Genomic DNA, 21,941 nt, shown 5'->3' with positions numbered 1-21,941 from the left:
GGTCAGCCCTTTCGCGGAGCGAGGTAGCCCAGCCAGCGACGTTCCGCCCGCTTGAACAACCGCACCAGGATGAATGTCAGGCACAGATAGAACACGCCTGCCGTGATATAGGCCTCGAACGGCAGGTAATACTTGGCGTTGACCTCACGGGCCGCGCCGGTGATGTCCATCAACGTGACGATGGAAGCCAGACTGGTGGTCTGCAGCATCATGATCACTTCGTTGCTGTACTGCGGCAACGCCCGGCGCAGGGCCGAAGGCAGCAGGATGCGGCGGTACATCTTGGCCTTGGACATGCCCATCGCCCGGGCCGCTTCGATCTCACCGGCGGGCGTGGCCTTGAGGCTGCCAGCGATGATTTCGGCGGTATAGGCGCTGGTGTTGATGGCGAAGGCCAGGCAGGCGCAGAAGGTCGCGCTGGACAGCCACGGCCAGAAGATACTGTCGCGCACTGCCTGGAACTGGGCCAGGCCGTAATAGATCAGGAACAGTTGCACCAGCATCGGCGTGCCGCGAATCACATAGGTGTAGAGCCAGGCGCTCATGTTCACCAGTGGCTTTTTGGAGACGCGCATCAGGCCCAGGGGTAGGGCGGCGAGCAGGCCGAACAGCAGGGAAATCGCCAGCAGCTTGAGGGTGATGAGCAAGCCGCCGAAGTACAGCGGCAGGCTGTTCCAGACCACGTTGTAGTCGAACATCATAGGTCAGCCGCCCTTACGCCTACCGAGTAGCGTCGTTCCAATTGACGCAGGACCAACAGCGAAACACTGGTGATGACCAAGTACATCGCGGCCACTGCGAGGAAAAAGGTAAAGGGTTCGCGGGTGGCGTCGGCCGCCTGCTTGGCCTTGAACATCATGTCTTGCAGACCGACCACGGAAATCAACGCGGTGGCCTTGGTCAGTACCAGCCAGTTATTGGTGAAGCCGGGGATCGCCAGGCGGACCATCTGCGGTACGAGAATGCGGAAAAACACGTTGAACGGGCTCATGCCATAGGCCATGCCCGCTTCGGCCTGCCCCTTGGGAATGGCCATGAATGCGCCGCGGAAGGTCTCGGACAGATAAGCACCAAAGATAAAGCCCAGGGTGCCGATGCCGGCCAGCAGCGGATTCAAATCGATGTAGTCGTCATAACCGAGCAGCGGCGCGACGCGATTGAGCAGGTCCTGGCCGCCGTAGAAGATCAGCAGGATCAGCACCAGATCAGGAATGCCGCGAATCACCGTCGAATACAGATCGCCCAGCCAGGCCAGCCAGCGCACCGGCGACAGGCGCAGGGCCACACCGATCAAGCCGAGGACAATGGCCAGTGCCATGGAAGACAGGGCCAGCTGCAACGTCAGCCATGCGCCGTCGAGGATGACGGCCCCGTAGCCTTTCAACATGATGTGCAGTCCTCAAGCGAGGGAAAAGAAAATGGCGCAAGCCCAACCAGCGTGCGGCTTGCGCCATTGCGGACAATCAATGACGACGGGATTTACTTGCCGTAGATATCGAAGTCGAAGTACTTGTCCTGGATCGCCTTGTACTTGCCATTGGCACGGATCGCGGCGATCGCGTCGTTAATGCGCTTGAGGTTGGCGCTGTCGCCCTTGCGTACCGCAATACCGATACCGTCGCCGAAGTACTTGGCGTCGGTGAAGGCCGGGCCTACGAAGGCATAACCCTTGCCCGAATCAGTCTTGAGGAAGCCGTCCTGCAGCAGGGTGGCGTCGGCCAGAGTGCCATCAAGGCGACCGGCGCCGATGTCCAGGTAGATTTCATTCTGCGAGCCGTACGGCTTGATCTCGGCACCCAGTGGCGCGAGGACTTCCTTGGCGAAGCGCTCGTGGATCGAGCCGCGCTGCACGCCGATATTCTTGCCCTTGAGTTCGGTCAGGCCGTCGCTGACAGCGGTGCCTTCCTTCATGACCAGACGGGCCGGGCTGTTGTAGTACTTGTTGGTGAAATCAACCGACTGCTTGCGCTCTTCGGTAATCGACATCGACGACAGGATGGCGTCGATCTTGCGCACTTTGAGGGCCGGGATCAGGCCATCGAACTCCTGCTCGACCCAAGTGCACTTGACCTTCATCTCTTCGCACAGGGCGTTGCCGATGTCGTAGTCGAAACCGACGATGCTGCCGTCCGGCGCCTTGGATGCGAATGGAGGGTAAGCGGCTTCGATACCGATCTTCAGCGGCTTTTCATCGGCGAATACCGGCTGCGCCAGCACGGACAGCGCCAATGCGCCAAGAAGCATGAGCTTTTTCATTTGCAGAACTCCATCGGTACAGCGAAACAAATGGCAGTACAGGCAAAAGGCCTGCGATGCGAAGGAATGACTTTTGTTGGCGACGCCTGAGAACCGCAACCGGAGTCCGGCACAGCTCGGCGAGTGATCGGCATTTTAGCGATAGCGTCGAAGTCGATATTTCTTCAATGCGACAACTAGTTACAGAAGCACCGGAATCGGGCACCTGCATGATTGACAGCGTGCATAATTTTATGCAAAGCGAAAGAAAGGCAACCAATCATAACAGCAAAAATCGCGCCCATTATTGGCAACACCTTGAAATACGGCAAGTGCAGCGTATCGCCATGTTTAAACGCAGACCAAAAACAGGGACCAATCCGACAAAACTGGGAGGCTTTGCCTCACATCAGTGCAGGTGGTTACACACAATGTTACAGCAGTAACAGTTCGGTAATTATCGGGATAGGCACACGGCCAACCTTGTATCTTCGCGGGCAAGCCCGGCTCCAACGGAATCGCGGTTATCCGCAAACGACTCGGAACCCCGTGGGAGCGAGGCTTGCCCGCGAAGGCGGTGGGGCAGGCACAGGAGATGTGTTGAATGTACCGGCCTCTTCGCGGCGGTGCGGCGGTCCGACAAGCCTCGCTCCCACAAGATTTGTGTGTGTCCAAGATGCGCTGCAAATAAAAACGCCCCGCCAGGCTCACACCGGGCGGGGCGTTTTCAAAGCTGAACGTCAGGCGACTTTCATGCTCTTGTGGGTATCGATCAGGTGCTGCACGACGCCTGGATCGGCCAGGGTCGAGATATCGCCCAGGGAATCGTACTCGCCGGTGGCAATCTTGCGCAGGATGCGGCGCATGATCTTGCCCGAACGGGTTTTCGGCAGGCCTGGCGCCCACTGGATGACGTCAGGCGAGGCAATCGGACCGATTTCCTTGCGCACCCAGTTACGCAGCTCTACACGCAGGGCTTCGTCCGGCACTTCGCCACCGTTGAGGGTGACGTAGACATAGATGCCCTGCCCTTTCAGGTCGTGAGGCACGCCAACCACCGCCGCTTCGGCGACTTTCGGATGGGCGACCATGGCGCTTTCGATTTCCGCCGTACCCATGCGGTGCCCGGAGACGTTAAGCACGTCGTCCACACGACCGGTGATCCAGTAGTAACCGTCTTCATCGCGACGGGCGCCGTCACCGGTGAAGTACATGCCACGGAAGGTCTTGAAGTAGGTGTCGACGAAACGGTCGTGGTCGCCAAACAGCGAACGCGCCTGACCCGGCCACGAGTCGAGGATCACCAGGTTGCCTTCGGCCGCACCTTCGATCAGGTTGCCCAGGTTGTCCACCAGCGCCGGAATCACGCCGAAGAACGGACGAGTCGCCGAACCTGGCTTGAGGGCCGTGGCGCCTGGCAGCGGGCTGATCAGCACGCCACCGGTTTCGGTCTGCCACCAGGTATCGACGATCGGGCAGCGTTGCTTGCCGACGGTGTTGTAGTACCAGTTCCAGGCTTCCGGGTTGATCGGCTCGCCGACCGAACCCAGCAGGCGCAGGCTCGAACCGTCAGCGCCTTCAACGGCCTTGGTGCCTTCGGCCATCATCGCGCGGATGGCGGTCGGTGCGGTATAGAGGATATTGACCTTGTGCTTGTCGATGACCTTCGACACACGGGTGATATCCGGATAGTTCGGAATGCCTTCGAACAGCAGCGTGGTCGCGCCATTGGCCAGCGGGCCGTAGACGATATAGCTGTGGCCGGTGACCCAGCCGACGTCGGCGGTGCACCAGTAAACTTCGCCCGGACGGTAGTCGAATACGCGTTCGTGGGTCAGGGCTGCGTACAACAGGTAACCGGCGGTGGTGTGCAGCACGCCCTTGGGCTTGCCGGTGGAACCGGAGGTGTAAAGGATGAACAGCGACTCTTCAGCGCCCATTTCTTTCGGTGCGCAGGTGCTCGACGCCACTTCCAGCAACGAGTGATACCAGATGTCGCGATGGCGGTTCCATTCGATATCGCCACCGGTGCGCTTGCACACGATGACTTTCTGCACGCTGCTGGTTTCCGGGTTGGTCAGGGCTCGGTCGACGTTACCCTTGAGCGGAGTCTTCTTGCCGCCACGCAGGCCTTCGTCAGCGGTGATGACCACTTTCGATTTGCAGTCGATGATGCGACCGGCCAGGGCTTCAGGAGAGAAGCCACCGAACACTACCGAGTGAATCGCGCCGATACGGGCACAGGCCAGCATGGCGACTACGGCCTCGGGAATCATCGGCATGTAGAGGGTTACCACGTCACCGCGATGCACGTCCTGACCACGCAGGGCGTTGGCGAACTTGCAGACTTCTTCATGCAGTTCGCGATAGGTGATGTTGCGGTGCTCGGAAGGATCGTCGCCTTCCCAGATAATGGCGATCTGGTCGCCACGCTCGGCCAGATGGCGGTCAAGGCAGTTGTATGCGACGTTCAGGGTGCCGTCGGCGAACCATTTGATATCGACGCGGTGGTCGTCGAAGGAGGTCTGCTTCACGGTGGTGAAGGGCTTGATCCAGTCCAGGCGCTTGGCCTGCTCGCGCCAGAAACCATCGGGGTTGACCACCGACTGCTGGTACATGGCCTTGTAGGTCGCCTCGTCGGTCAGCGTGTTGGCTGCAACCTCAGGGCGGACGGGGTACAGGGAAGCCGCACTCATCTTTCTTACCTCGGTGGGTAGTTGTTGTTTTATGACACCTTTTTATCGAGATGGCTCCCTTAGGGCCATTCGACGATGGTCTTACCAATCCAGAAAGCTACTACCATACTCGTCCTCCGGGCGGGGTGGAACCGGCTGTACGGGTTGTTGGCCCGGAACGACTTGTGGAAGCAGGCTTGCCTGCGAAAGGGCCGGTACAGCCTGCCCACTCTTCAGAGCCTGGCATATCGCTTTCGCAAGCAAACTTGCTCCCACGAGGCCCGTATCAGCCTGACGACATTGCCCTCCTCCCAACGACCCAAGACCAAAGCACCACAACGGATTGTTGCTGGAATGCTCAATAGTCTTTATCAAAACTGTTTCTATATGTCTGTTCGTCACAGGCATAGAATCAATCTCGCCAAATCGGCAAATGATTGACAACTTACAGCCCCCACAATGGCTTGTTGATCCAGTAACAAACAAAGCGCATCACACATAACCCCACAAGGGTTATGTGCCCCCTTTCGAACCAAAGAAGGTTATTTAAAATGAAAGTTTCAATGTTGGTATTGGCTCTGTGTGGCTTCAGCACTTTTGCAATGGCGGAAGAATCCGGCGCCAAGGTTAATCAACAGCAAGCCCGTGTCGAGCAATATACTTACTCCAGCCACCCGGATATTGCCAAGGTTGTTTCCGTCAGCGAAGTTCCAAATGTCTGCTCGGTCGTACCGGCGCGCATGACCTACCTGGATTCCCAGGGTCAGCAGCACATCATGGCCTACCAGGTCATGGGTAGCGGTTGCAACAACGGCTGATCCACCGTCTGGATGTGCAAACGCCTCGCGGAGTGATCCGACGGGGCGTGCTTCTTTTTGCGTCATCAACTTTAAACTGATCGCTTAACTATCTGCCGAGTCTTCCTTTGCCGAAGTGACTCGACCAATATCATAATCGCGCAACTTGTTGGCAATGGTTGTATGGGAAACACCCAGGCGTTTGCCCAACTGGCGACTGCTCGGATGCAGAAGATAAAGTTGCTCCAGCACTGAACGCTCGAAGCGCCCGACAACTTCCTCCAACGTTCCCTCAAGGGAAAAATTACCCAAGGGTTGTGCCACGCCATAATCCGGCAAACGAATGTGCTCGGCCTTGACCGTCCCGCCCTCACACAGCGAGACCGCCTGAAACAACACGTTCTCCAGTTGCCGCACATTCCCCGGCCAATGGTATTGATGCAGCCGCGCCAACGCCTGATCAGCGATTTTCGGCAGCGGGCAGCCGATCTGGCGACTGGCTTGATCGAGAAAGTGCTGAACCAGCGGCTCCAGGCCGTCGAGGCATTCGCGCAGCGGTGGAATATGCAAAGACAGCACGTTGAGCCGGTGATACAGATCCTGACGAAATTCGCCGCGAGCGCACAGTTCGGACAGATCGACCTGAGTGGCGCAGATCACCCGCACATCCAGATACACCTCTTCATCACTGCCGACCCGGCGAAAGCAGCCTTCTTGCAGAAAGCGCAACAGTTTGGCCTGCAAGCGCGGGCTCATTTCCGTCACACCGTCGAGGAACAGGGTGCCGCCTGCGGTGAGTTCCAGCAGGCCGAGACGGCCTTCCGCACGGGCGCCATCAAAGGCTCCGGGGCCGTAGCCGAACAACTCGGTCTCGGCCATGGATTCCGACAACCCGGCGCAGTTGAGCGACATCATCGGTGCCTGACCGCGCGGGCTGGCGAGGTGACAGGCACGGGCCAGCAGCTCCTTGCCGGTGCCGGTCTCTCCTTCAATCAATAAAGGTGCGTCCAATGGCGCCATGCGCCGGGCTTCACGGACTACTGCGGCCATGACTTTCGAACTCTGGAAGATGCTGTCGAAGCCACGCAGTTCTTGCTTGCGCACATGGTAGATACGCTCACCGACACGGTCGGCGCGGTGCAGGGTCAGCACTGCCCCGGCGAGAGCTTCGCTGTCGTCGTGCTCGGACTGCAAAGGCGCGATATCCGCGAGAAATACATCACCACGCACCTTGACCCGCAAACCGTTGATCCGCGATTTACTGGCGCGAATCAGCTCGGGCAGGTCAAAGTCCTCGGCATATTTAGACAGAGCAATCCCCGGCACCTCATCGACCCGCACCCCCAGCAACTGCGCGGCCGCGCGGTTGGCGGCGACTATGGCCCCGGCCATATCAATGGACAGCACCGGAAACTCCAGAGCACCGAGCAAGGCGTTGAGTTCCATATGCCGCCGCTCGCTGGGCATCAAACCCACGCGCTTGACACCAAACACTCCGGCAATGGCCTCGAAGCGCGGGCGCAGGGCCTGGAATTGCAGGTTGATCAGGTTCGGACAGTGCAGATAGATGGCGTCGCCATGCTCACCGCCGACCTCGCCACGAGCGACGTTGACGCCGTAGTCCACCAGCAGATCGAGAATGTCACGCAGAATCCCGATGCGGTTTTGACAATGAACTTTGATACGCATGATCCGCCCCTGTGACGGCAACTTTTTGTAATGAGCTCATATTAACCGTCAAGAATTCGTGACACATACAGTTAAAAATCCTCGCGACAAACGGGTATGAGCAACGCACGTAAACTTTTCGTTACGAAAAACACCACTTCGGACTCTCGACCTGACGCTATCAGGGCTGAAACCTACGCGTCATTGCGCTATCTCTTGCTGCATCAGAACAACAAATCCTTCGCGCATTGCAGCAGGAGAACAGCATGACCCACTACGTCGCTCGCGAGCCTGACGCCCAGGGTTTCATCCACTACAGCCCGGCCGAACACTGGGTGTGGAACATCCTGATCACGCGCCAGATGGACATCATCAAGGATCGCGCCTGCCAGGAGTACCTGGACGGTATCGAGCTGTTGGGCCTGCCCCACGAGCGCATCCCGCAGCTGGACGAGATCAACCGCGTGCTGGCGGCAACCACCGGCTGGCAGGTAGAGCGGGTCCCGGCGCTGATTCCCTTCCAGACCTTCTTTGAACTGCTGGCGAGCAAGCGCTTTCCGGTGGCGACCTTTATTCGCACCGAGGAAGAACTGGATTACCTGCAGGAACCCGACATCTTTCACGAGATATTCGGCCACTGCCCGCTGCTGACCAACCCCTGGTTCGCCGAATTCACCCACATGTACGGCAAGCTCGGCCTGAGTGCGAGCAAGGAACAGCGGGTCTACCTGGCGCGGCTGTATTGGATGACCATCGAATTCGGCCTGGTGGACACCCCCAAAGGCAGGCGCATCTACGGCGGCGGCATCCTGTCCTCGCCGAAAGAGGCGGTCTACAGCCTGTCCGCGGAGCCCGCGCATCATCGGTTCGACCCGCTGGAAGCCATGCGCACGCCCTACCGCATCGACATCCTGCAACCGCTGTACTTTGTCCTGCCCGATCTCAAGCGTCTGTTCGAACTGGCCCATGAGGACATCATGGCCATGGTCCAGACCGGTATGCAGTTGGGCCTGCACGCGCCAACCTTTCCCCCTAAAATTCAACCCTCCAAAACTCACGCCGCCTGACAGGACCCGACCCATGACGACCCTCAACCAAGCCCATTGCGAAGCCTGCCGCGCCGATGCTCCACAAGTCAGCGAGGCGGAACTGCCCGAGCTGATCAAGCAGATTCCGGACTGGAATATCGAAGTACGCGACGGCGTGATGCAGTTGGAGAAAATCTTTCTGTTCAAGAATTTCAAATTTGCGCTGGCGTTTACCAACGCGGTCGGCGAAATTGCCGAAGCCGAAGGTCACCACCCGGGTCTGTTGACTGAATGGGGCAAGGTGACCGTGACCTGGTGGAGCCACTCGATCAAGGGGCTGCACCGCAACGACTTCATCATGGCCGCCCGCACTGACGAGGTGGCCAAAGATGCCGAGGGCCGCAAGTAAATGCATTTCTCCGATATCCAGCGAGTGCCGGGTGATCCGATTCTGGGATTGATCGAGGCCTACGCCAACGATACCAACCCGAACAAATTCGACCTGGGCGTGGGTGTCTATAAAGACGCCCAGGGCCTGACCACCATTCCCCGCGCGGTGAAACTGGCCGAACAGCGCCTGGTCGACAAGCAACTGACCAAGACCTATATCGGCGGCCATGGCGAGCCGCGTTTCGGCACCCTGATCAGCCAGTTGGTACTGGGCGACAATTCGCCATTGCTCGCCGCCAGGCGCGTCAGCGCCACGCAGACGCCCGGTGGCACCGGCGCTCTGCGCCTGAGCGGCGACTTCATCGCCGAGTGCCTGCCGGGCCGTGGCATCTGGCTCAGCGACCCGACCTGGCCGATTCACGAGACCATCTTCGCCAAGGCTGGCCTCAAGGTCAGCCACTACCCCTACGTCGACCGGGAAAACCGTCTGACCGTCGATGCCATGCTCGCCGCCTTCGAGACTATTCCCAGCGGTGACGTGGTGCTGCTGCATGCCTGCTGCCACAACCCTACCGGCTTCGACCTGGGGCATGAGGACTGGAAGCGTGTTCTCGAAGTGGTCCGTCGACGCAACCTGCTGCCGCTGATCGACTTCGCCTACCAAGGCTTCGGTGACGGCCTGGAAGAAGATGCCTGGGCAGTGCGCCTGTTTGCCGCCGAGCTGCCGGAATTGCTCATCACCAGTTCCTGCTCGAAGAATTTCGGCCTGTATCGCGAACGCACCGGCGCGCTGATCGTCTGCTGCGCCGATGCCGAGAAGTCCCTCGACGTGCGCAGCCAACTGTCGTCGATCGCCCGCAACCTGTGGTCCAACCCCCCGGACCATGGCGCCGCCGTGGTCGCCGAGATTCTCGGGGACGCCGAGCTGAAACAGCTGTGGGCCGACGAAGTGGAAGAGATGCGCCAGCGTATCGCACAACTGCGCAGCGGCCTGGTGGAAGCCCTGACGCCGTTGGGCCTGGGTCAGCGCTTTGCCCATATCGCGCAGCAACGCGGGATGTTTTCCTACACCGGTCTCAACGACGATCAAGTCGCACGCCTGCGCCATGAACACAGCGTGTACATGGTCAACGCCGGTCGCGCCAACGTCGCCGGGATCGACGCAACACGTCTGCACGCATTGGCAGCGGCCATCGCCGCCGTTTGCTGATCGCAACGAGTTGTGAATCTCAGGGCGCCACAATGGCGCCTTGAGATTAAAGAAGACCAGCGGCTGAAATTAAACATCTGATTGTCATTTCCAGTGCGCTATTCTCCCTGAGCTTTCTGAACACAGTGTCTAACCAAGTCGGCTTAACCGACGTGATCCTGCAATTTCAGATCTTGTGAGGAGCGATGACAATGCATGAAATCCCGAACTTCCCCTTCCCAAGCCTGCATGAACAGCAGCAAACTGCCCTGGCCCGACGCGAATCCGGCCAACTCAATGCAATGAAAGCAGCACCAAAGGCTCAAGAGAGCCAAAAAGCTTCCAGTAAGAACTGAAAGCTGATGGTTCAGGCGTATTGAAGCTGGATTCGTTTTGCTTCCATACGCCTGAAATGCCAAAGAACGCCATGACCGAATTCGACGAAAAACAAGCCAGCGCCCTGATCCACGCCGCCGAAAAAATGATCAATATCTGGAGCCGCCTGAGCCCGGAAAAACAGAGCGCCCTGCTCGCCCGTTTCGGCACCCAGGAAAATGCCCTTGCGGCATTGGTGACCACCCAGTTGGTTGCACCTGTCAGCGAAGACTGACTCTGCCGCCCCACACATTCGGTGGGAGCGGATTTATCCGCGAAGGCGTCGGCACATTCACCATTTTTCCTCACAGACATACTGCTTTCGCGGATAAATCCGCTTCCACCAGACGGGCGTTCGACCTTTTTTTCCAATTCAAACCCAGCGATGTCCAAAGCGCCGCTATCATAGCCACTTAGCAAGCTTGCTAATGATCGGCTTACCTTCCTGGATTTACCCATGTCTGAACCGCAGTCCGCCGCCACGCAACGTCCTCTCGACGTGACGTTGCAGGTCGTTTCCATTGTTCTGTTCACCTTTATCGGCTACCTGAATATCGGCATTCCCCTGGCGGTGCTGCCCGGCTATGTGCACACCGACCTGGGTTTCGGTGCCGTCACCGCCGGGCTGGTGATCAGTGTGCAGTACCTGGCGACCCTGCTCAGCCGCCCCTATGCCGGGCGCATCATCGATAACCTGGGCAGCAAGAAGGCCGTGCAATACGGGCTCGCCGGTTGCGGCTTGAGCGGTGTATTGATGTTGCTGGCGGCACTGACTCAGAGCTGGCCGATGCTCAGCCTGGTGGCGATTTTCCTCGGCCGACTGGTATTGGGCAGCGCGGAAAGCCTGGTCGGCTCCGGCTCGATTGGCTGGGGCATCGGCCGGGTCGGCGCGGCCAATACTGCCAAAGTGATTTCCTGGAACGGTATTGCCAGCTACGGCGCATTGGCCATCGGCGCGCCGCTGGGGGTGTTGCTGGTCGACGCCCTTGGGCTGTGGAGCATGGGTGCCAGTATCATCCTGCTGGCCGCTCTGGGCATGTTCCTGACCCTGAAGAAGCAGGCCGCGCCCATCGTCCATGGCGAGCGCCTGCCGTTCCTCCATGTGCTGGGACGGGTGCTGCCCCACGGCATGGGCCTGGCCTTGGGCTCCATCGGTTTCGGCACCATCGCCACCTTTATTACCCTGTATTACGCCAGTCACAGCTGGCCCAATGCGGTCCTGTGCCTGAGCCTGTTCGGTGCCAGTTTTATCGGTGCGCGGCTGCTGTTCGGCAACTTCATCAACCGGCTGGGCGGGTTTCGCGTGGCGATTGCCTGCCTGTCCGTGGAAAGTCTGGGCCTGCTATTACTCTGGCTGGCACCAACACCGGGACTGGCCCTGGCGGGCGCGGCATTGACCGGCTTTGGCTTCTCCCTGGTCTTCCCGGCCTTGGGCGTGGAGGCGGTGAATCTGGTGCCAGCGGCCAGTCGTGGTGCGGCAGTGGGGGCTTATTCGCTGTTTATCGACCTGTCCCTGGGCATCACCGGGCCAGTGGCCGGGGCCGTTGCGGCGGGCTTTGGCTTTGCTTCGATCTTCCTGTTCGCGGCCCTGGCGGCCCTGAGCGGGCTGGGCTTGAGCCTCTATCTGTACAAACAGGCGCAGGTGATGCGCGAAAACAAAGAAGTCTAAAAGTCGATCTTGCCGCGCCCGGCTTTGATATTGCCGCGCTTGGTCTTGGATTCCAGGCGCCGGGTCTTGGAACCCAGGGTCGGCTTGGTCGGACGACGTTTCTTTTCCACCTTGGCGGCATTGACGATCAGCTCGCTCAACCGCTCCAGGGCATCGGCGCGATTCTGTTCCTGAGTCCGGTACTGCTGGGCCTTGAGCACGATCACGCCGTCGCTGGTGATCCGACTGTCACGCAACGCCAGCAGCCGTTCCTTGTAGAACGTCGGCAAGGACGAGGCGTTGATATCGAAACGCAGGTGCACCGCACTCGAGACCTTGTTGACGTTCTGCCCACCCGCGCCCTGGGCACGGATGGCGGTCAACTCGATCTCGGCATCGGGCAGCTGCACATTGTTGGAAATCACCAGCATGGGTGGTTCTCTAAAGCTGCATCAGGGCGGATGCGCTGCGCTTGTTCTTGATCCCGTAGCAGGCCCACATAACCAGCAGCCAGACCGGAATCGCATACACCGACACCTGAATGCCGGGGATCATCAGCATGATCCCGAGGATCAGCACCACGAACGCAAGGCACAGGTAGTTGCCATAGGGATACCACAGCGCCTTGAACAATGGCACTTGACCGATGCGCAGCATGTGCTGGCGGAATTTCAGGTGCGAGTAGCTGATCATCGCCCAGTTGATCACCAGGGTGGCCACCACCAGAGACATCAGCAGCTCAAGGGCATGCTGCGGGATCAGGTAGTTGAGCACCACGGCAATCAGGGTCACCAGTGCCGAGACCAGAATCGCCCGCACCGGCACTCCGCGCTTGTCGACCTTGGCCAGGGCCTGGGGCGCATCACCCTGCTCGGCCATGCCGAACAGCATGCGCGCATTGCAATAGGTGCCGCTGTTATACACAGACAGCGCGGCAGTCAGCACCACGAAGTTGAGGATATGCGCCGCCGTGTTGCTGCCCAGCATGGAGAACACCTGCACGAACGGGCTGCTGCTATAAGCATCGCCGGAGGCATTGAGGCTGGCCAGCAGCGAATCCCACGGGGTCAGCGACAGCAGCACCACCAGAGCGCCGATATAGAAAATCAGGATGCGGTAGATCACCTGATTGATCGCCTTGGGGATCACCGTCTTTGGCTGATCAGCTTCGGCAGCGGTAAAGCCGAGCATTTCCAGGCCGCCGAAGGAGAACATGATAAACGCCAGGGCCATGACCAGGCCGGACACGCCGTTGGGGAAGAAACCGCCGTGTTCCCACAGGTTGCTCACCGCCGCCTGGGGGCCGCCATGGCCGCTGACCAGCAGGTAACTGCCCAAGGCGATCATGCCGACGATGGCCACCACCTTGATAATGGCAAACCAGAACTCGGCTTCACCGAAGACTTTGACGTTGGCCAGATTGATGGCGTTGATCATCACGAAGAACACCGCCGCCGAGACCCAGGTCGGAATCTCCGGCCACCAGTAGTGCACGTATTTACCCACGGCAGTCAGCTCGGACATGCCCACCAGAATGTACAACACCCAGCAGTTCCAGCCTGACAGGAAGCCGGCAAATCCCCCCCAGTACTGATGAGCGAAGTGGCTGAAGGAGCCGGCCACAGGTTCTTCGACAATCATCTCGCCCAACTGGCGCATGATCATGAAGGCAATGAAGCCGCAAATGGCGTAACCCAGAATCATCGACGGGCCGGCCGACTTGAGCACCCCGGCCGAGCCCAGAAACAGGCCGGTGCCGATGGCGCCGCCGAGGGCGATCAGCTGGATATGGCGGTTTTTCAGGCCCCGCTTCAGCTCACCGGAAGAGGAAATGTGTTCACTCATGGATAGTCACCTGATTGTTCTTCTCTGTGACGGAATCGAACCCGTTGCGCTCGTGACGCAACGGAGTGCCGCAAGGCCGGGTAGGCCCTGGTTGTTGGAGGTGCGCTTGCGCGTTTAAATCCCAGAGAAAAGGCGGCGCATTGTACACGCCAGGGATGTAGGAAAAACCATACAGATGGTCAGGATTTTGAGATAAATGTGGGACCGGCTTTAGCCGGGAAGGCATCGGCAGGATCGATACATATCTACTGACCGCCATATTGTCTTCCCGGCTAAAGCCGGTCCCACAGATATCGTTTCAATTCAGATGATATTTATTGCAGACAAAAAAACGCCGGTGTTTTACACCGGCGTTTATTTTTCAGCCTGCAGCCTTATTGCGGCTTGCGGCGACCGAAGCCCGGGCGTTGGCCCGATGCGGCTGGCGGGCCGCGGCGTTTGCCCGACGGCGCGTCGTCGACCAGGGAGATGCCCGGGCGCTTCGGTGCCGGCTTGGCCGGACGCTTGGTTTCGTTCGGACGCTCGGCAACCGGCGTACCGCGACCTTTCACCGGACGCGAGGCAGAATCCTCACGCGGCTTGCGGGCCGGGCGCTCGCCCTTGACGGCGGACGGACGCGAACGCTCGGTGTCGGTCACCCGTGGCTCGCGAGCCGGACGTGGGCCGGCCGGGGCAGCGCCGTCCTTGGCCGGACGCAGGGTGCGTACGCGCTCGCCCTTGCCCAGTGGACGCGACGACTGGCGTTGCAGACGCTCGAGCTTGTCCTTGGTCTTGGCGTTCATCTGCGGCTGGGCCACAGGGGTGAGGCCGACTTCGATACTGAGAATGTCGACTTCCTGCTGGCTCATTTCGCGCCAGCGGCCCATGGGCAGGTCGGAGTTGAGGAACACCGGCCCGTAACGCACGCGCTTCAGGCGGCTGACCACCAGACCCTGGGATTCCCATAGGCGACGGACTTCGCGGTTGCGACCTTCCATCACCACGCAGTGATACCAACGGTTGAAGCCTTCACCGCCCGGCGCCTGCTGGATATCGGTGAAACGCGCAGGACCGTCTTCGAGGATCACGCCGTTCTTCAGACGCAGGAGCATGTCGTCATCGACTTCGCCACGTACGCGCACGGCGTATTCGCGGTCCATCTCGAACGAGGGGTGCATCAGGCGGTTGGCCAGCTCACCGTCGGTGGTGAACATCAGCAAACCGGTGGTGTTGATGTCCAGACGGCCAATATTGATCCAGCGGCCTTCTTTCGGACGCGGCAGGCGATCGAACACGGTCGGACGACCTTCCGGGTCGTCACGGGTGCAGATTTCGCCGTCCGGCTTGTTGTACATGATCACGCGACGGACCGTCTCGGCCGCTTCTTCGCGCTTGATGACACGCCCGTCAACGGTGATGGCATCGTGCAGATCGACGCGCTGACCGAGGGTCGCATCCTTGCCATTGACCTTGATCCGGCCCTGGCTGATCCAGGTTTCCACGTCCCGGCGCGAACCCACGCCGATACGGGCCAGAACCTTTTGCAGTTTTTCGCCTGCTGGTCCGATTTCCTGGCTGTCTTGCTTGTCTTTTTCGCTCATCTGGACACCTCCCGGTGTGTCGATTCATGGCCCGTCGAGGACCGACGTGACCGTAGCCTGGCGCCGCGCATGGAGCGGCGAGGCAAAATTCTGAAAGCCTGTGGCGCGTATGAAACGCCAAAAGGTCGCGAATCATACGCTCATGGCGCCGGTTGCGCATCACAGGCTAGTTGAAAATTTCGCGGCTACTTCTTTTTCCGCCGACCGGTGGCCTTGAGCTGGATCAGGCGCCTGGCCGATTCGACCAGCACGGCGCGCTTCTCGTCCTTATCCATCTTCTTCCAGCCCTTGACCTCACGCTTGCTGCGCCCGCAGCCGCGGCAGATAGCGTCGTCGAATTTACAGACGCTGATGCAGGGGTCTTTGGGGGTGCTCATTGATAGCGGATCCCGTGGTCATACGTTCTTTGTAGGAGCTTGCGAAGGCTGCGAAAACGGTATATCAGACGCCCTCGTTCGCAGCCTTCGGCAGCTCCTACAGGGAATCAGGTTCGTCTTCCGGCTTCTCTTCAACCAATAAATCATCGAAGTCGGTCTTGAGACCCTGTTCCATGGTGTCCAGTTCTGCCAGCAGGCTGCGGAAGCTGGTTTCGTCACGAGGCGGTTCGGGTTCTTCGGCTTCGGCGTCCGGATCAAGGCTGGCGTCGGCCAGGGCTTGCAAATGGGCGGGCACCGGGGCGTCATCGAAATCGAGGATCGGGTCCGGCTCCATTTCCCGCAGGTCGGCCAGGGGCGGCAGGTCGTCGAGATTTTTCAGGTTGAAGTGATCGAGAAAGCCCTTGGTGGTGGCGAACATCGCCGGTTTGCCCGGCACATCGCGGTAGCCCACCACGCGAATCCACTCGCGCTCCAGCAGGGTCTTGACGATATTGCTGTTGACCGCCACACCGCGCACGTCTTCGATCTCGCCGCGGGTGATCGGCTGGCGATAGGCGACCAGCGCCAGGGTTTCCAGCATCGCCCGGGAATAACGCTGCGGCCGTTCCTCCCAGAGACGCCCGACCCAGGGCGAGAAGCGCTCACGAATCTGCAGGCGATACCCCGACGCCACTTCCTTGAGTTCGAACGCCCGCCCTTCGCAGGATTTGCGCAGCACCTCCAGGGCTTTCTTGAAGACTGCAGGCTCCGGCCGTTCACCTTCCTCAAAAAGCTCGAACAGGCGCTCCAGCGATTGCGGTTTGCCGGAGGCCAGCAGGAAAGCTTCGAGCAATTGCGCCAGCTCGCGGGGTTCGTTGAGGTTCATCGATCAGCTCTTAATGACAGGCAATACAACTGGCAAATTGAAATGAGGTCCTGTGGGAGCCGGCTCCCACAGGTAGTATGTTTACCGACAGGTTTACTCCGCCCGCGCCCGCACATGAATCACTGCAAACGGCTCGTTCTGCACCAGCTCGACCAGGGACTCCTTGACCAGTTCGAGGATCGCCATAAAGGTCACGACCACCCCCAGACGCCCCTCCTCGGCGGTAAACAGCTCGGCAAAGGGCACAAAGCCGCCGCCCTTGAGCCGTTCCAGCACATCGCTCATGCGCTCGCGGGTTGACAGGGCTTCGCGGCTGACCTGGTGGCTTTCGAACATATCGCCCCGGCGCAGCACCTCGGCCATGGACATCAGCAGCTCTTCGAGGCTGACATCCGGCAACAACTTGCGCGCCCGGGCCTCGGGCGCATCGAGCTTGGGCACGCTGACATCGCGGCCGACCCGGGTCAGGCCATCGATACCCTCGGCGGCGGCCTTGAAGCGTTCGTACTCCTGCAGACGGCGAATCAGTTCGGCGCGAGGGTCGTCTTCCTCTTCCTCGATCTCGGCAGAGCGCGGCAGCAGCATGCGCGATTTGATCTCGGCCAGCATCGCCGCCATTACCAGGTATTCCGCCGCCAGCTCCAGGCGCACGTTCTTCATCAACTCGACGTAACCCATGTACTGCCGGGTGATTTCCGCCACCGGGATGTCGAGGATATCGATGTTCTGTTTGCGGATCAGGTACAGCAACAAGTCCAGCGGCCCTTCGAAAGCCTCGAGGAAAACCTCCAGGGCATCCGGCGGGATATACAGGTCCAGCGGCATCTGGGTGACGGCCTGGCCATAGACCAGGGCGAACGGCAGCTCCTGCTGGGCGTCAGCCTGGGGGTCCACGGTTTCCACGGCGGTCATCAGGCCTCGCCACCGAAGGGCGTCGGGTCGCCGCAGCCGACACGGATGATCTGCGGCTCGCCATCGGCCAGGTTGATCACGGTGGACGCCGAAACACCGCCGATGCCGCCGTCGATGATCAGGTCGACCTGATGCTCAAGGACCTCGCGCATCTCATAGGGGTCGCTCATGGGCAGGCTCTCGCCGGGCATGATCAGGCTGACGCTCATCAGCGGCTCGCCCAATTGTTCAAGCAGCGCTTGGGCAATCGGATGCTGCGGCACACGCAGGCCGATGGTGCGGCGCTTGGGATGCAGGATCAGCCGTGGCACTTCACGGGTCGCATTGAGAATGAAGGTATACGGCCCCGGCGTGTGGGTCTTGAGGGCGCGAAAGGCGCCAGTATCGACCTTGGCGAACAGGCCCAGTTGCGACAGGTCGCAGCACATCAGGGTGAAATTGTGCTTGTCGTCCAGCTGGCGCAGACGGCGAATGCGCTCGATGGCGCTCTTGTCACCGATCTGACAACCCAGGGCGTAGGACGAATCTGTGGGATAGACCACCAAACCGCCCGCCTTGATGATTTCCACGGCCTGTTTGATCAGGCGCGGTTGCGGGTTCTCCGGGTGGACCTGGAAAAATTGACTCACGGTAACTCCCTGTTCAGACGACGGCAGTAGGCTGGTCATTTTTGAATCGGCACCAAAGTGGCGGCAAGTCCTCCGGTAACGGGCGGTAAACCCCGATCTCGGACCATGCGCCAGGAGCATGAAAGTCACTGCCGGCAGACACCAGCAGACCGAACTCACGAGCCAGAATGGCCAGCGACCCGACCTGATCGGCAGGTTGCAGGCCATTGACGACTTCGATGGCATGGCCGCCGGCCTGGATAAAGTCGGCGACCAGCTTGCGACGTTTACTACGGGTGAAATCGTAATGCGAGGGGTGGGCCAGGCTGACCCAGGCCTTGGCGTCGCGCAGGGTGGCGACGGTATCTTCCAGAGTCGGCCAGTGCTGCTTGACGTCACCCAGCTTGCCGGCACCCAGCCATTTGCGGAATGCCTCGGCGCGATCCTTGACGAAACCGCCGCGCACCAGGAACTCGGCGAAGTGCGGCCGGGCCGGGGCATTGCCACTGTCGCCCAGCTCCATCTGGACCGCCCGGGCGCCTTCCAGCGCTCCCGGCATACCTTTCATCGCCAATTTACGACTTATTTCTTCAGCGCGCAGCCAGCGCCCCTCATGCAAACGGCCGATGGCTTCGACCAGCGCCGGGGCGTCAACCTCAAAACCGTAGCCCAGAATATGGATGGTTGCACCGCCCCAAGTGCAGGACAACTCGACCCCGTTGACCAGTTGCATACCCAGCGCAAGCGCCGCCGCGCGGGCCTCTGCGAGGCCTTCGGTGGTGTCGTGGTCGGTCAGGGAAAGGACGCGCACACCATTCTCGAAGGCACGGGCAACCAGTACGGCAGGCGCGAGCGAGCCATCGGAAGCGGTGCTGTGGCAGTGCAGATCAACATTCATAGGGGCGCTTTCGCTGTCATTGATGTTTGTTATTATGCCGCTACATCCTGCTTCTGGCTGCCATTGTGAAACAATTCATCGACTTCATCCCGCTGCTGCTGTTTTTCGTCGTCTACAAAATCGAACCGCAAACCCATGAACTGCTGGGTCACAGCGTCGTCATCGGTGGTATTTTCAGTGCGACCGCCATGCTGATCATCAGTTCGCTGGTGGTCTACGGCTTCCTCTATTTCAAGCAGGGCAAACTGGAGAAAAGCCAGTGGCTGACCCTCCTCGCCTGCCTGGTCTTCGGCAGCCTGACCCTGGCTTTCCACAGCGAGACCTTCCTGAAATGGAAGGCTCCGGTGGTCAACTGGCTGTTCGCCCTGGCCTTCCTCGGCAGCCAGTTCATCGGTGAGCGCCCGCTGATCCAGCGCATCATGGGCCATGCCCTGAGCCTGCCGCAGCCGATCTGGCGCAAGCTGAACGTGGCCTGGATCATCTTTTTCATCTTCTGCGGCGCGGCCAACCTGTATGTGGCCTTCACCTATCAGGACTTCTGGGTCGACTTCAAAGTCTTCGGCAGCCTGGGCATGACCGTGCTGTTCCTGATCGGCCAGGGCCTGTTCCTCGCCAAGCATATGCACGACCCGGATCCTGCCGCGTCGAATCCCACCTCCAAGACCGAGGACTGACATGCTCTTTGCAATTATCGCCACCGATGTCGCCGATTCCCTGGAAAAACGCCTGAGCGTGCGCCCTGCCCACGTCGAGCGCCTGACCGTTCTCAAAGATGCAGGTCGCCTGGTTCTGGCCGGCCCGCATCCGGCGGTTGAAAGCAACGACCCGGGCGCTGCGGGTTTCACTGGCAGCCTGATCGTCGCCGAGTTCGAATCCCTCGCTGCCGCCAAAACCTGGGCCGATGCCGATCCGTATATCGCTGCGGGCGTCTACGACGGTGTCGTGGTCAAGCCGTTCAAGCAAGTACTGCCCTGAATCCAGGTAAATCGTGGCATCCGTGTAAGCAACAGCGCGCAGATGCCACACTGCACAGACGACCGCTCATCATTCCATTCTTCCTGCCGACAAACTGAAAATCGATTCTGCCGGCAATAGAAGGGAGTTCAGATGCGTCCAGGTCCGTTATGTGTGTTGTTGGCTGTGCTGGCGGTGGGCACCGATGCCCAGGCCGAAGAAACAAATGGCTCGGGCATCACCTTGCCGTTGCCTACTGCGGCCGCTCAGGTCATTGACCTGCAACAGCGTCTCAAAGACAGCGAGCGCCAGCGCGAAGAACTGCAAAAGCAGTTGCAGAATGCAGACGCCAGCCGTGAAAGCGCTCCGCTCAAAGAGCTGCGCCAGGAGAACCAAAAACTCCGGACACAACTCAAAGAAGCACAAACCAGCCTGCCCCTGCGTTTTCTCACCGAACAGCAACAATGGTTCGTCACCGGAGGCGGCGTTGCACTGATCGCCCTACTGTGCGGTATCTTTGCCACTGGCGGACGTAGAGAGCGTCGGCAGTGGCTGAATTGAGTGAGTCATGAGCGAGCTGTTATTAATTGATGATGATCAGGAACTCTGCGAACTGCTGAGCAGTTGGCTGAGTCAGGAAGGTTTTCAGGTACAGGCCTGCCACGATGGCGTCAGCGCCCGTCGCGCCCTGGCCCAATCGGTGCCGGCCGCCGTGGTTCTGGATGTCATGCTGCCCGACGGCAGTGGTCTTGAGCTGCTCAAACAACTGCGCAGTGATCACCCCGAGATGCCCGTGGTCATGCTGTCGGCCCGTGGCGAACCGCTGGACCGTATCCTGGGCCTGGAACTGGGCGCCGACGACTACCTGGCCAAGCCCTGCGACCCTCGGGAACTCACCGCACGCCTGAAGGCCGTGCTGCGCCGCAGTCACCCGACCGCAGTGGCCAGCCAGCTGGAACTGGGCGACCTGAGCTTCAGCCCGATGCGTGGCGTCGTCACCATCGGCGAGCAGGAACTGACCCTGACCGTTTCCGAGAGCCGTCTGCTCGAAGCCCTGCTACGCCAGCCCGGCGAGCCCCTGGACAAGCAGGAACTGGCGCAACTGGCCCTGGGCCGCAAGCTGACGCTGTACGACCGCAGCCTGGACATGCACGTCAGCAACCTGCGCAAGAAGATCGGCCCCCATGCCGATGGCCGCCCACGCATCGTCGCCCTGCGCAGCCGCGGCTACTACTACAGCGCCTGATCGGGCTGGCCTTGTGTCAGCTCGCTCGACGCGGCTCTTTACGCAAGCTTTACCGTCGCCTGACTGCCCTTGACCTTCATCTCCTTAAACTGAGCTCAACCGGACAAGAACCGGATTCGAGACAAAGGAGAGACACCATGATGCGCAAGACCCTGATCGCTTTGATGTTCGCCACTGCCCTGCCAACCCTCGCCATGGCCATGCCGCCACAAGAGGGTCCGGACAACGGCTGGCAGGGTGGTGGCATGCACGGCCAGCACGGTCCACGTGACGGCGGCCCGTTCCGCGAGTTGAACCTGACGCCGGAACAGCATCAGCAGATCGCCAAACTGATGGGCGACCAAATGCGCGGCCGTCACGAACTCACCGAGCGCTACCTGAAAAAGCTGCCAGCCGCCGATCAGAAAGCCATGCAGGATGAGATCAAGGCCAAGCATGACAAGACTCAGGCTGACATCCGCTCCGTACTCAAGCCGGACCAGCAGAAACAGTTCGACGAGATCCTGAAGAAACAGGAACAACGCCGCGCCGATCGTGCTGAATTCGAAGCCTGGAAAGCGCAAAAGGCCCAGAAAGCCCAGTAATATCCGCTTACCCACACCCGACCTGCCCCAAGCTGGTCGGGTGTCTCTATTTCAGCTGAGGTCAAAC

The 21,941-nt window shown here is 60.0% G+C and carries 25 protein-coding genes; 12 read left to right on the top strand and 13 right to left on the bottom strand.

Annotated features, from left to right (window positions below):
- Positions 1–2 precede the first annotated feature (2 nt).
- From AC1Z24_RS08715 to acs, 4 genes are all read right to left on the bottom strand, one after another.
- Entirely contained in the window at positions 3–701 is a 699-nt protein-coding gene (locus AC1Z24_RS08715; RefSeq protein ID WP_483745302.1) for an ABC transporter permease, read from the bottom strand.
- Entirely contained in the window at positions 698–1,387 is a 690-nt protein-coding gene (locus tag AC1Z24_RS08710; RefSeq protein ID WP_259105682.1) for an ABC transporter permease, read from the bottom strand. The genes AC1Z24_RS08715 and AC1Z24_RS08710 overlap by 4 nt, the downstream gene beginning before the upstream one ends.
- Before the next feature lie 92 nt (positions 1,388–1,479).
- Positions 1,480–2,256 (bottom strand): ABC transporter substrate-binding protein, encoded by a 777-nt coding sequence (locus AC1Z24_RS08705; protein ID WP_259105684.1) that lies wholly within the window; start codon positions 2,254–2,256, stop codon positions 1,480–1,482.
- A gap of 719 nt (positions 2,257–2,975) precedes the next feature.
- Positions 2,976–4,931 (bottom strand): acetate--CoA ligase, encoded by a 1,956-nt coding sequence (gene acs, locus AC1Z24_RS08700; protein WP_259105687.1) that lies wholly within the window; start codon positions 4,929–4,931, stop codon positions 2,976–2,978.
- Between the two features lie 530 nt (positions 4,932–5,461).
- Between acs and AC1Z24_RS08695 the strand changes: the two genes are divergently transcribed.
- Positions 5,462–5,728, top strand: a complete 267-nt coding sequence (locus AC1Z24_RS08695; RefSeq protein WP_259105689.1) for a DUF2790 domain-containing protein — start codon at positions 5,462–5,464, stop codon at positions 5,726–5,728.
- A gap of 84 nt (positions 5,729–5,812) precedes the next feature.
- Here AC1Z24_RS08695 and AC1Z24_RS08690 read toward each other — a convergent pair whose 3' ends face one another.
- The gene (locus tag AC1Z24_RS08690) at positions 5,813–7,396 is read right to left on the bottom strand and encodes a sigma-54-dependent transcriptional regulator (RefSeq protein WP_483745301.1); all 1,584 of its coding nucleotides are present in this window, start codon (positions 7,394–7,396) and stop codon (positions 5,813–5,815) included.
- Between the two features lie 245 nt (positions 7,397–7,641).
- Here AC1Z24_RS08690 and phhA point away from each other — a divergent pair, with 245 nt between their 5' ends.
- From phhA to AC1Z24_RS08660, 6 genes are all read left to right on the top strand, one after another.
- Positions 7,642–8,442 carry a phenylalanine 4-monooxygenase gene (gene phhA / locus AC1Z24_RS08685; protein ID WP_483745300.1) on the top strand — a complete coding sequence of 267 codons (801 nt, stop codon included), beginning with the start codon at positions 7,642–7,644 and terminating at the stop codon, positions 8,440–8,442.
- Between the two features lie 13 nt (positions 8,443–8,455).
- Positions 8,456–8,812: a 4a-hydroxytetrahydrobiopterin dehydratase gene (locus AC1Z24_RS08680; protein ID WP_483745299.1), complete on the top strand. Its 357-nt coding sequence runs from the start codon at positions 8,456–8,458 to the stop codon at positions 8,810–8,812.
- Positions 8,813–10,003 (top strand): amino acid aminotransferase, encoded by a 1,191-nt coding sequence (locus AC1Z24_RS08675; RefSeq protein ID WP_483745298.1) that lies wholly within the window; start codon positions 8,813–8,815, stop codon positions 10,001–10,003. It abuts the gene before it with no gap.
- A gap of 191 nt (positions 10,004–10,194) precedes the next feature.
- Positions 10,195–10,338: a hypothetical protein gene (locus AC1Z24_RS08670; protein WP_259105697.1), complete on the top strand. Its 144-nt coding sequence runs from the start codon at positions 10,195–10,197 to the stop codon at positions 10,336–10,338.
- A 71-nt stretch (positions 10,339–10,409) separates the two neighbouring features.
- Positions 10,410–10,592, top strand: coding sequence for a hypothetical protein (locus tag AC1Z24_RS08665; RefSeq protein WP_483745297.1), 183 nt, complete (start codon positions 10,410–10,412; stop codon positions 10,590–10,592).
- A gap of 222 nt (positions 10,593–10,814) precedes the next feature.
- Complete coding sequence (locus tag AC1Z24_RS08660; RefSeq protein ID WP_483745296.1) at positions 10,815–12,026, top strand: MFS transporter; 1,212 nt, start codon at positions 10,815–10,817, stop codon at positions 12,024–12,026.
- On the opposite strand, the gene arfB is transcribed toward AC1Z24_RS08660, so the two are convergent.
- The 8 genes from arfB to AC1Z24_RS08620 form a co-directional block, all read right to left on the bottom strand.
- Entirely contained in the window at positions 12,023–12,436 is a 414-nt protein-coding gene (arfB, locus tag AC1Z24_RS08655) for an alternative ribosome rescue aminoacyl-tRNA hydrolase ArfB (RefSeq protein ID WP_483745295.1), read from the bottom strand. The genes AC1Z24_RS08660 and arfB overlap by 4 nt on opposite strands.
- A gap of 10 nt (positions 12,437–12,446) precedes the next feature.
- Positions 12,447–13,850 carry an amino acid permease gene (locus AC1Z24_RS08650; protein ID WP_483745294.1) on the bottom strand — a complete coding sequence of 468 codons (1,404 nt, stop codon included), beginning with the start codon at positions 13,848–13,850 and terminating at the stop codon, positions 12,447–12,449.
- A 374-nt stretch (positions 13,851–14,224) separates the two neighbouring features.
- The gene (gene rluB, locus AC1Z24_RS08645; protein ID WP_483745293.1) at positions 14,225–15,430 is read right to left on the bottom strand and encodes a 23S rRNA pseudouridine(2605) synthase RluB; all 1,206 of its coding nucleotides are present in this window, start codon (positions 15,428–15,430) and stop codon (positions 14,225–14,227) included.
- Between the two features lie 185 nt (positions 15,431–15,615).
- Positions 15,616–15,807: a DUF1289 domain-containing protein gene (locus AC1Z24_RS08640; protein WP_483745292.1), complete on the bottom strand. Its 192-nt coding sequence runs from the start codon at positions 15,805–15,807 to the stop codon at positions 15,616–15,618.
- A gap of 97 nt (positions 15,808–15,904) precedes the next feature.
- The gene (gene scpB, locus AC1Z24_RS08635) at positions 15,905–16,672 is read right to left on the bottom strand and encodes an SMC-Scp complex subunit ScpB (RefSeq protein ID WP_413308512.1); all 768 of its coding nucleotides are present in this window, start codon (positions 16,670–16,672) and stop codon (positions 15,905–15,907) included.
- Between the two features lie 93 nt (positions 16,673–16,765).
- Positions 16,766–17,464 carry a segregation and condensation protein A gene (locus AC1Z24_RS08630; RefSeq protein WP_483746574.1) on the bottom strand — a complete coding sequence of 233 codons (699 nt, stop codon included), beginning with the start codon at positions 17,462–17,464 and terminating at the stop codon, positions 16,766–16,768.
- 119 nt (positions 17,465–17,583) lie between these two features.
- Complete coding sequence (locus AC1Z24_RS08625) at positions 17,584–18,213, bottom strand: L-threonylcarbamoyladenylate synthase (protein ID WP_483745291.1); 630 nt, start codon at positions 18,211–18,213, stop codon at positions 17,584–17,586.
- 13 nt (positions 18,214–18,226) lie between these two features.
- Positions 18,227–19,090 (bottom strand): PHP domain-containing protein, encoded by an 864-nt coding sequence (locus AC1Z24_RS08620; protein ID WP_483745290.1) that lies wholly within the window; start codon positions 19,088–19,090, stop codon positions 18,227–18,229.
- A 65-nt stretch (positions 19,091–19,155) separates the two neighbouring features.
- Here AC1Z24_RS08620 and AC1Z24_RS08615 point away from each other — a divergent pair, with 65 nt between their 5' ends.
- The 5 genes from AC1Z24_RS08615 (at position 19,156) to AC1Z24_RS08595 (ending at position 21,874) form a co-directional block, all read left to right on the top strand.
- A complete protein-coding gene (locus AC1Z24_RS08615) occupies positions 19,156–19,764 on the top strand; it encodes a septation protein A (RefSeq protein WP_483745289.1) in 609 nt (202 codons plus the stop codon).
- 1 nt (position 19,765) lies between these two features.
- Positions 19,766–20,065: a YciI family protein gene (locus AC1Z24_RS08610; RefSeq protein ID WP_483745288.1), complete on the top strand. Its 300-nt coding sequence runs from the start codon at positions 19,766–19,768 to the stop codon at positions 20,063–20,065.
- A 132-nt stretch (positions 20,066–20,197) separates the two neighbouring features.
- Entirely contained in the window at positions 20,198–20,605 is a 408-nt protein-coding gene (locus AC1Z24_RS08605) for an SH3 domain-containing protein (RefSeq protein WP_483745287.1), read from the top strand.
- A 7-nt stretch (positions 20,606–20,612) separates the two neighbouring features.
- Positions 20,613–21,290, top strand: a complete 678-nt coding sequence (locus AC1Z24_RS08600) for a response regulator transcription factor (RefSeq protein ID WP_259105714.1) — start codon at positions 20,613–20,615, stop codon at positions 21,288–21,290.
- Between the two features lie 140 nt (positions 21,291–21,430).
- Positions 21,431–21,874, top strand: coding sequence for a Spy/CpxP family protein refolding chaperone (locus AC1Z24_RS08595; RefSeq protein WP_483746573.1), 444 nt, complete (start codon positions 21,431–21,433; stop codon positions 21,872–21,874).
- Positions 21,875–21,941: the final 67 nt, after the last annotated feature.

The sequence above is a fragment of the Pseudomonas sp. JL23 genome (genome assembly GCF_056933585.1).
The sequence above is the reverse complement of the archived record's forward strand: the minus strand, read 5'-3'. Positions and strand labels throughout refer to the sequence as shown.

Coding starts and splice junctions, on each gene's coding strand:
- AC1Z24_RS08715 (WP_483745302.1), bottom strand. CDS start 701: ATGATGTTCGACTACAACGTGGTCTGGAACAGCCTGCCGCTGTACTTC.
- AC1Z24_RS08710 (WP_259105682.1), bottom strand. CDS start 1,387: ATGTTGAAAGGCTACGGGGCCGTCATCCTCGACGGCGCATGGCTGACG.
- AC1Z24_RS08705 (WP_259105684.1), bottom strand. CDS start 2,256: ATGAAAAAGCTCATGCTTCTTGGCGCATTGGCGCTGTCCGTGCTGGCG.
- acs (WP_259105687.1), bottom strand. CDS start 4,931: ATGAGTGCGGCTTCCCTGTACCCCGTCCGCCCTGAGGTTGCAGCCAAC.
- AC1Z24_RS08695 (WP_259105689.1), top strand. CDS start 5,462: ATGAAAGTTTCAATGTTGGTATTGGCTCTGTGTGGCTTCAGCACTTTT.
- AC1Z24_RS08690 (WP_483745301.1), bottom strand. CDS start 7,396: ATGCGTATCAAAGTTCATTGTCAAAACCGCATCGGGATTCTGCGTGAC.
- phhA (WP_483745300.1), top strand. CDS start 7,642: ATGACCCACTACGTCGCTCGCGAGCCTGACGCCCAGGGTTTCATCCAC.
- AC1Z24_RS08680 (WP_483745299.1), top strand. CDS start 8,456: ATGACGACCCTCAACCAAGCCCATTGCGAAGCCTGCCGCGCCGATGCT.
- AC1Z24_RS08675 (WP_483745298.1), top strand. CDS start 8,813: ATGCATTTCTCCGATATCCAGCGAGTGCCGGGTGATCCGATTCTGGGA.
- AC1Z24_RS08670 (WP_259105697.1), top strand. CDS start 10,195: ATGCATGAAATCCCGAACTTCCCCTTCCCAAGCCTGCATGAACAGCAG.
- AC1Z24_RS08665 (WP_483745297.1), top strand. CDS start 10,410: ATGACCGAATTCGACGAAAAACAAGCCAGCGCCCTGATCCACGCCGCC.
- AC1Z24_RS08660 (WP_483745296.1), top strand. CDS start 10,815: ATGTCTGAACCGCAGTCCGCCGCCACGCAACGTCCTCTCGACGTGACG.
- arfB (WP_483745295.1), bottom strand. CDS start 12,436: ATGCTGGTGATTTCCAACAATGTGCAGCTGCCCGATGCCGAGATCGAG.
- AC1Z24_RS08650 (WP_483745294.1), bottom strand. CDS start 13,850: ATGAGTGAACACATTTCCTCTTCCGGTGAGCTGAAGCGGGGCCTGAAA.
- rluB (WP_483745293.1), bottom strand. CDS start 15,430: ATGAGCGAAAAAGACAAGCAAGACAGCCAGGAAATCGGACCAGCAGGC.
- AC1Z24_RS08640 (WP_483745292.1), bottom strand. CDS start 15,807: ATGAGCACCCCCAAAGACCCCTGCATCAGCGTCTGTAAATTCGACGAC.
- scpB (WP_413308512.1), bottom strand. CDS start 16,672: ATGAACCTCAACGAACCCCGCGAGCTGGCGCAATTGCTCGAAGCTTTC.
- AC1Z24_RS08620 (WP_483745290.1), bottom strand. CDS start 19,090: ATGAATGTTGATCTGCACTGCCACAGCACCGCTTCCGATGGCTCGCTC.
- AC1Z24_RS08610 (WP_483745288.1), top strand. CDS start 19,766: ATGCTCTTTGCAATTATCGCCACCGATGTCGCCGATTCCCTGGAAAAA.
- AC1Z24_RS08605 (WP_483745287.1), top strand. CDS start 20,198: ATGCGTCCAGGTCCGTTATGTGTGTTGTTGGCTGTGCTGGCGGTGGGC.
- AC1Z24_RS08600 (WP_259105714.1), top strand. CDS start 20,613: ATGAGCGAGCTGTTATTAATTGATGATGATCAGGAACTCTGCGAACTG.
- AC1Z24_RS08595 (WP_483746573.1), top strand. CDS start 21,431: ATGCGCAAGACCCTGATCGCTTTGATGTTCGCCACTGCCCTGCCAACC.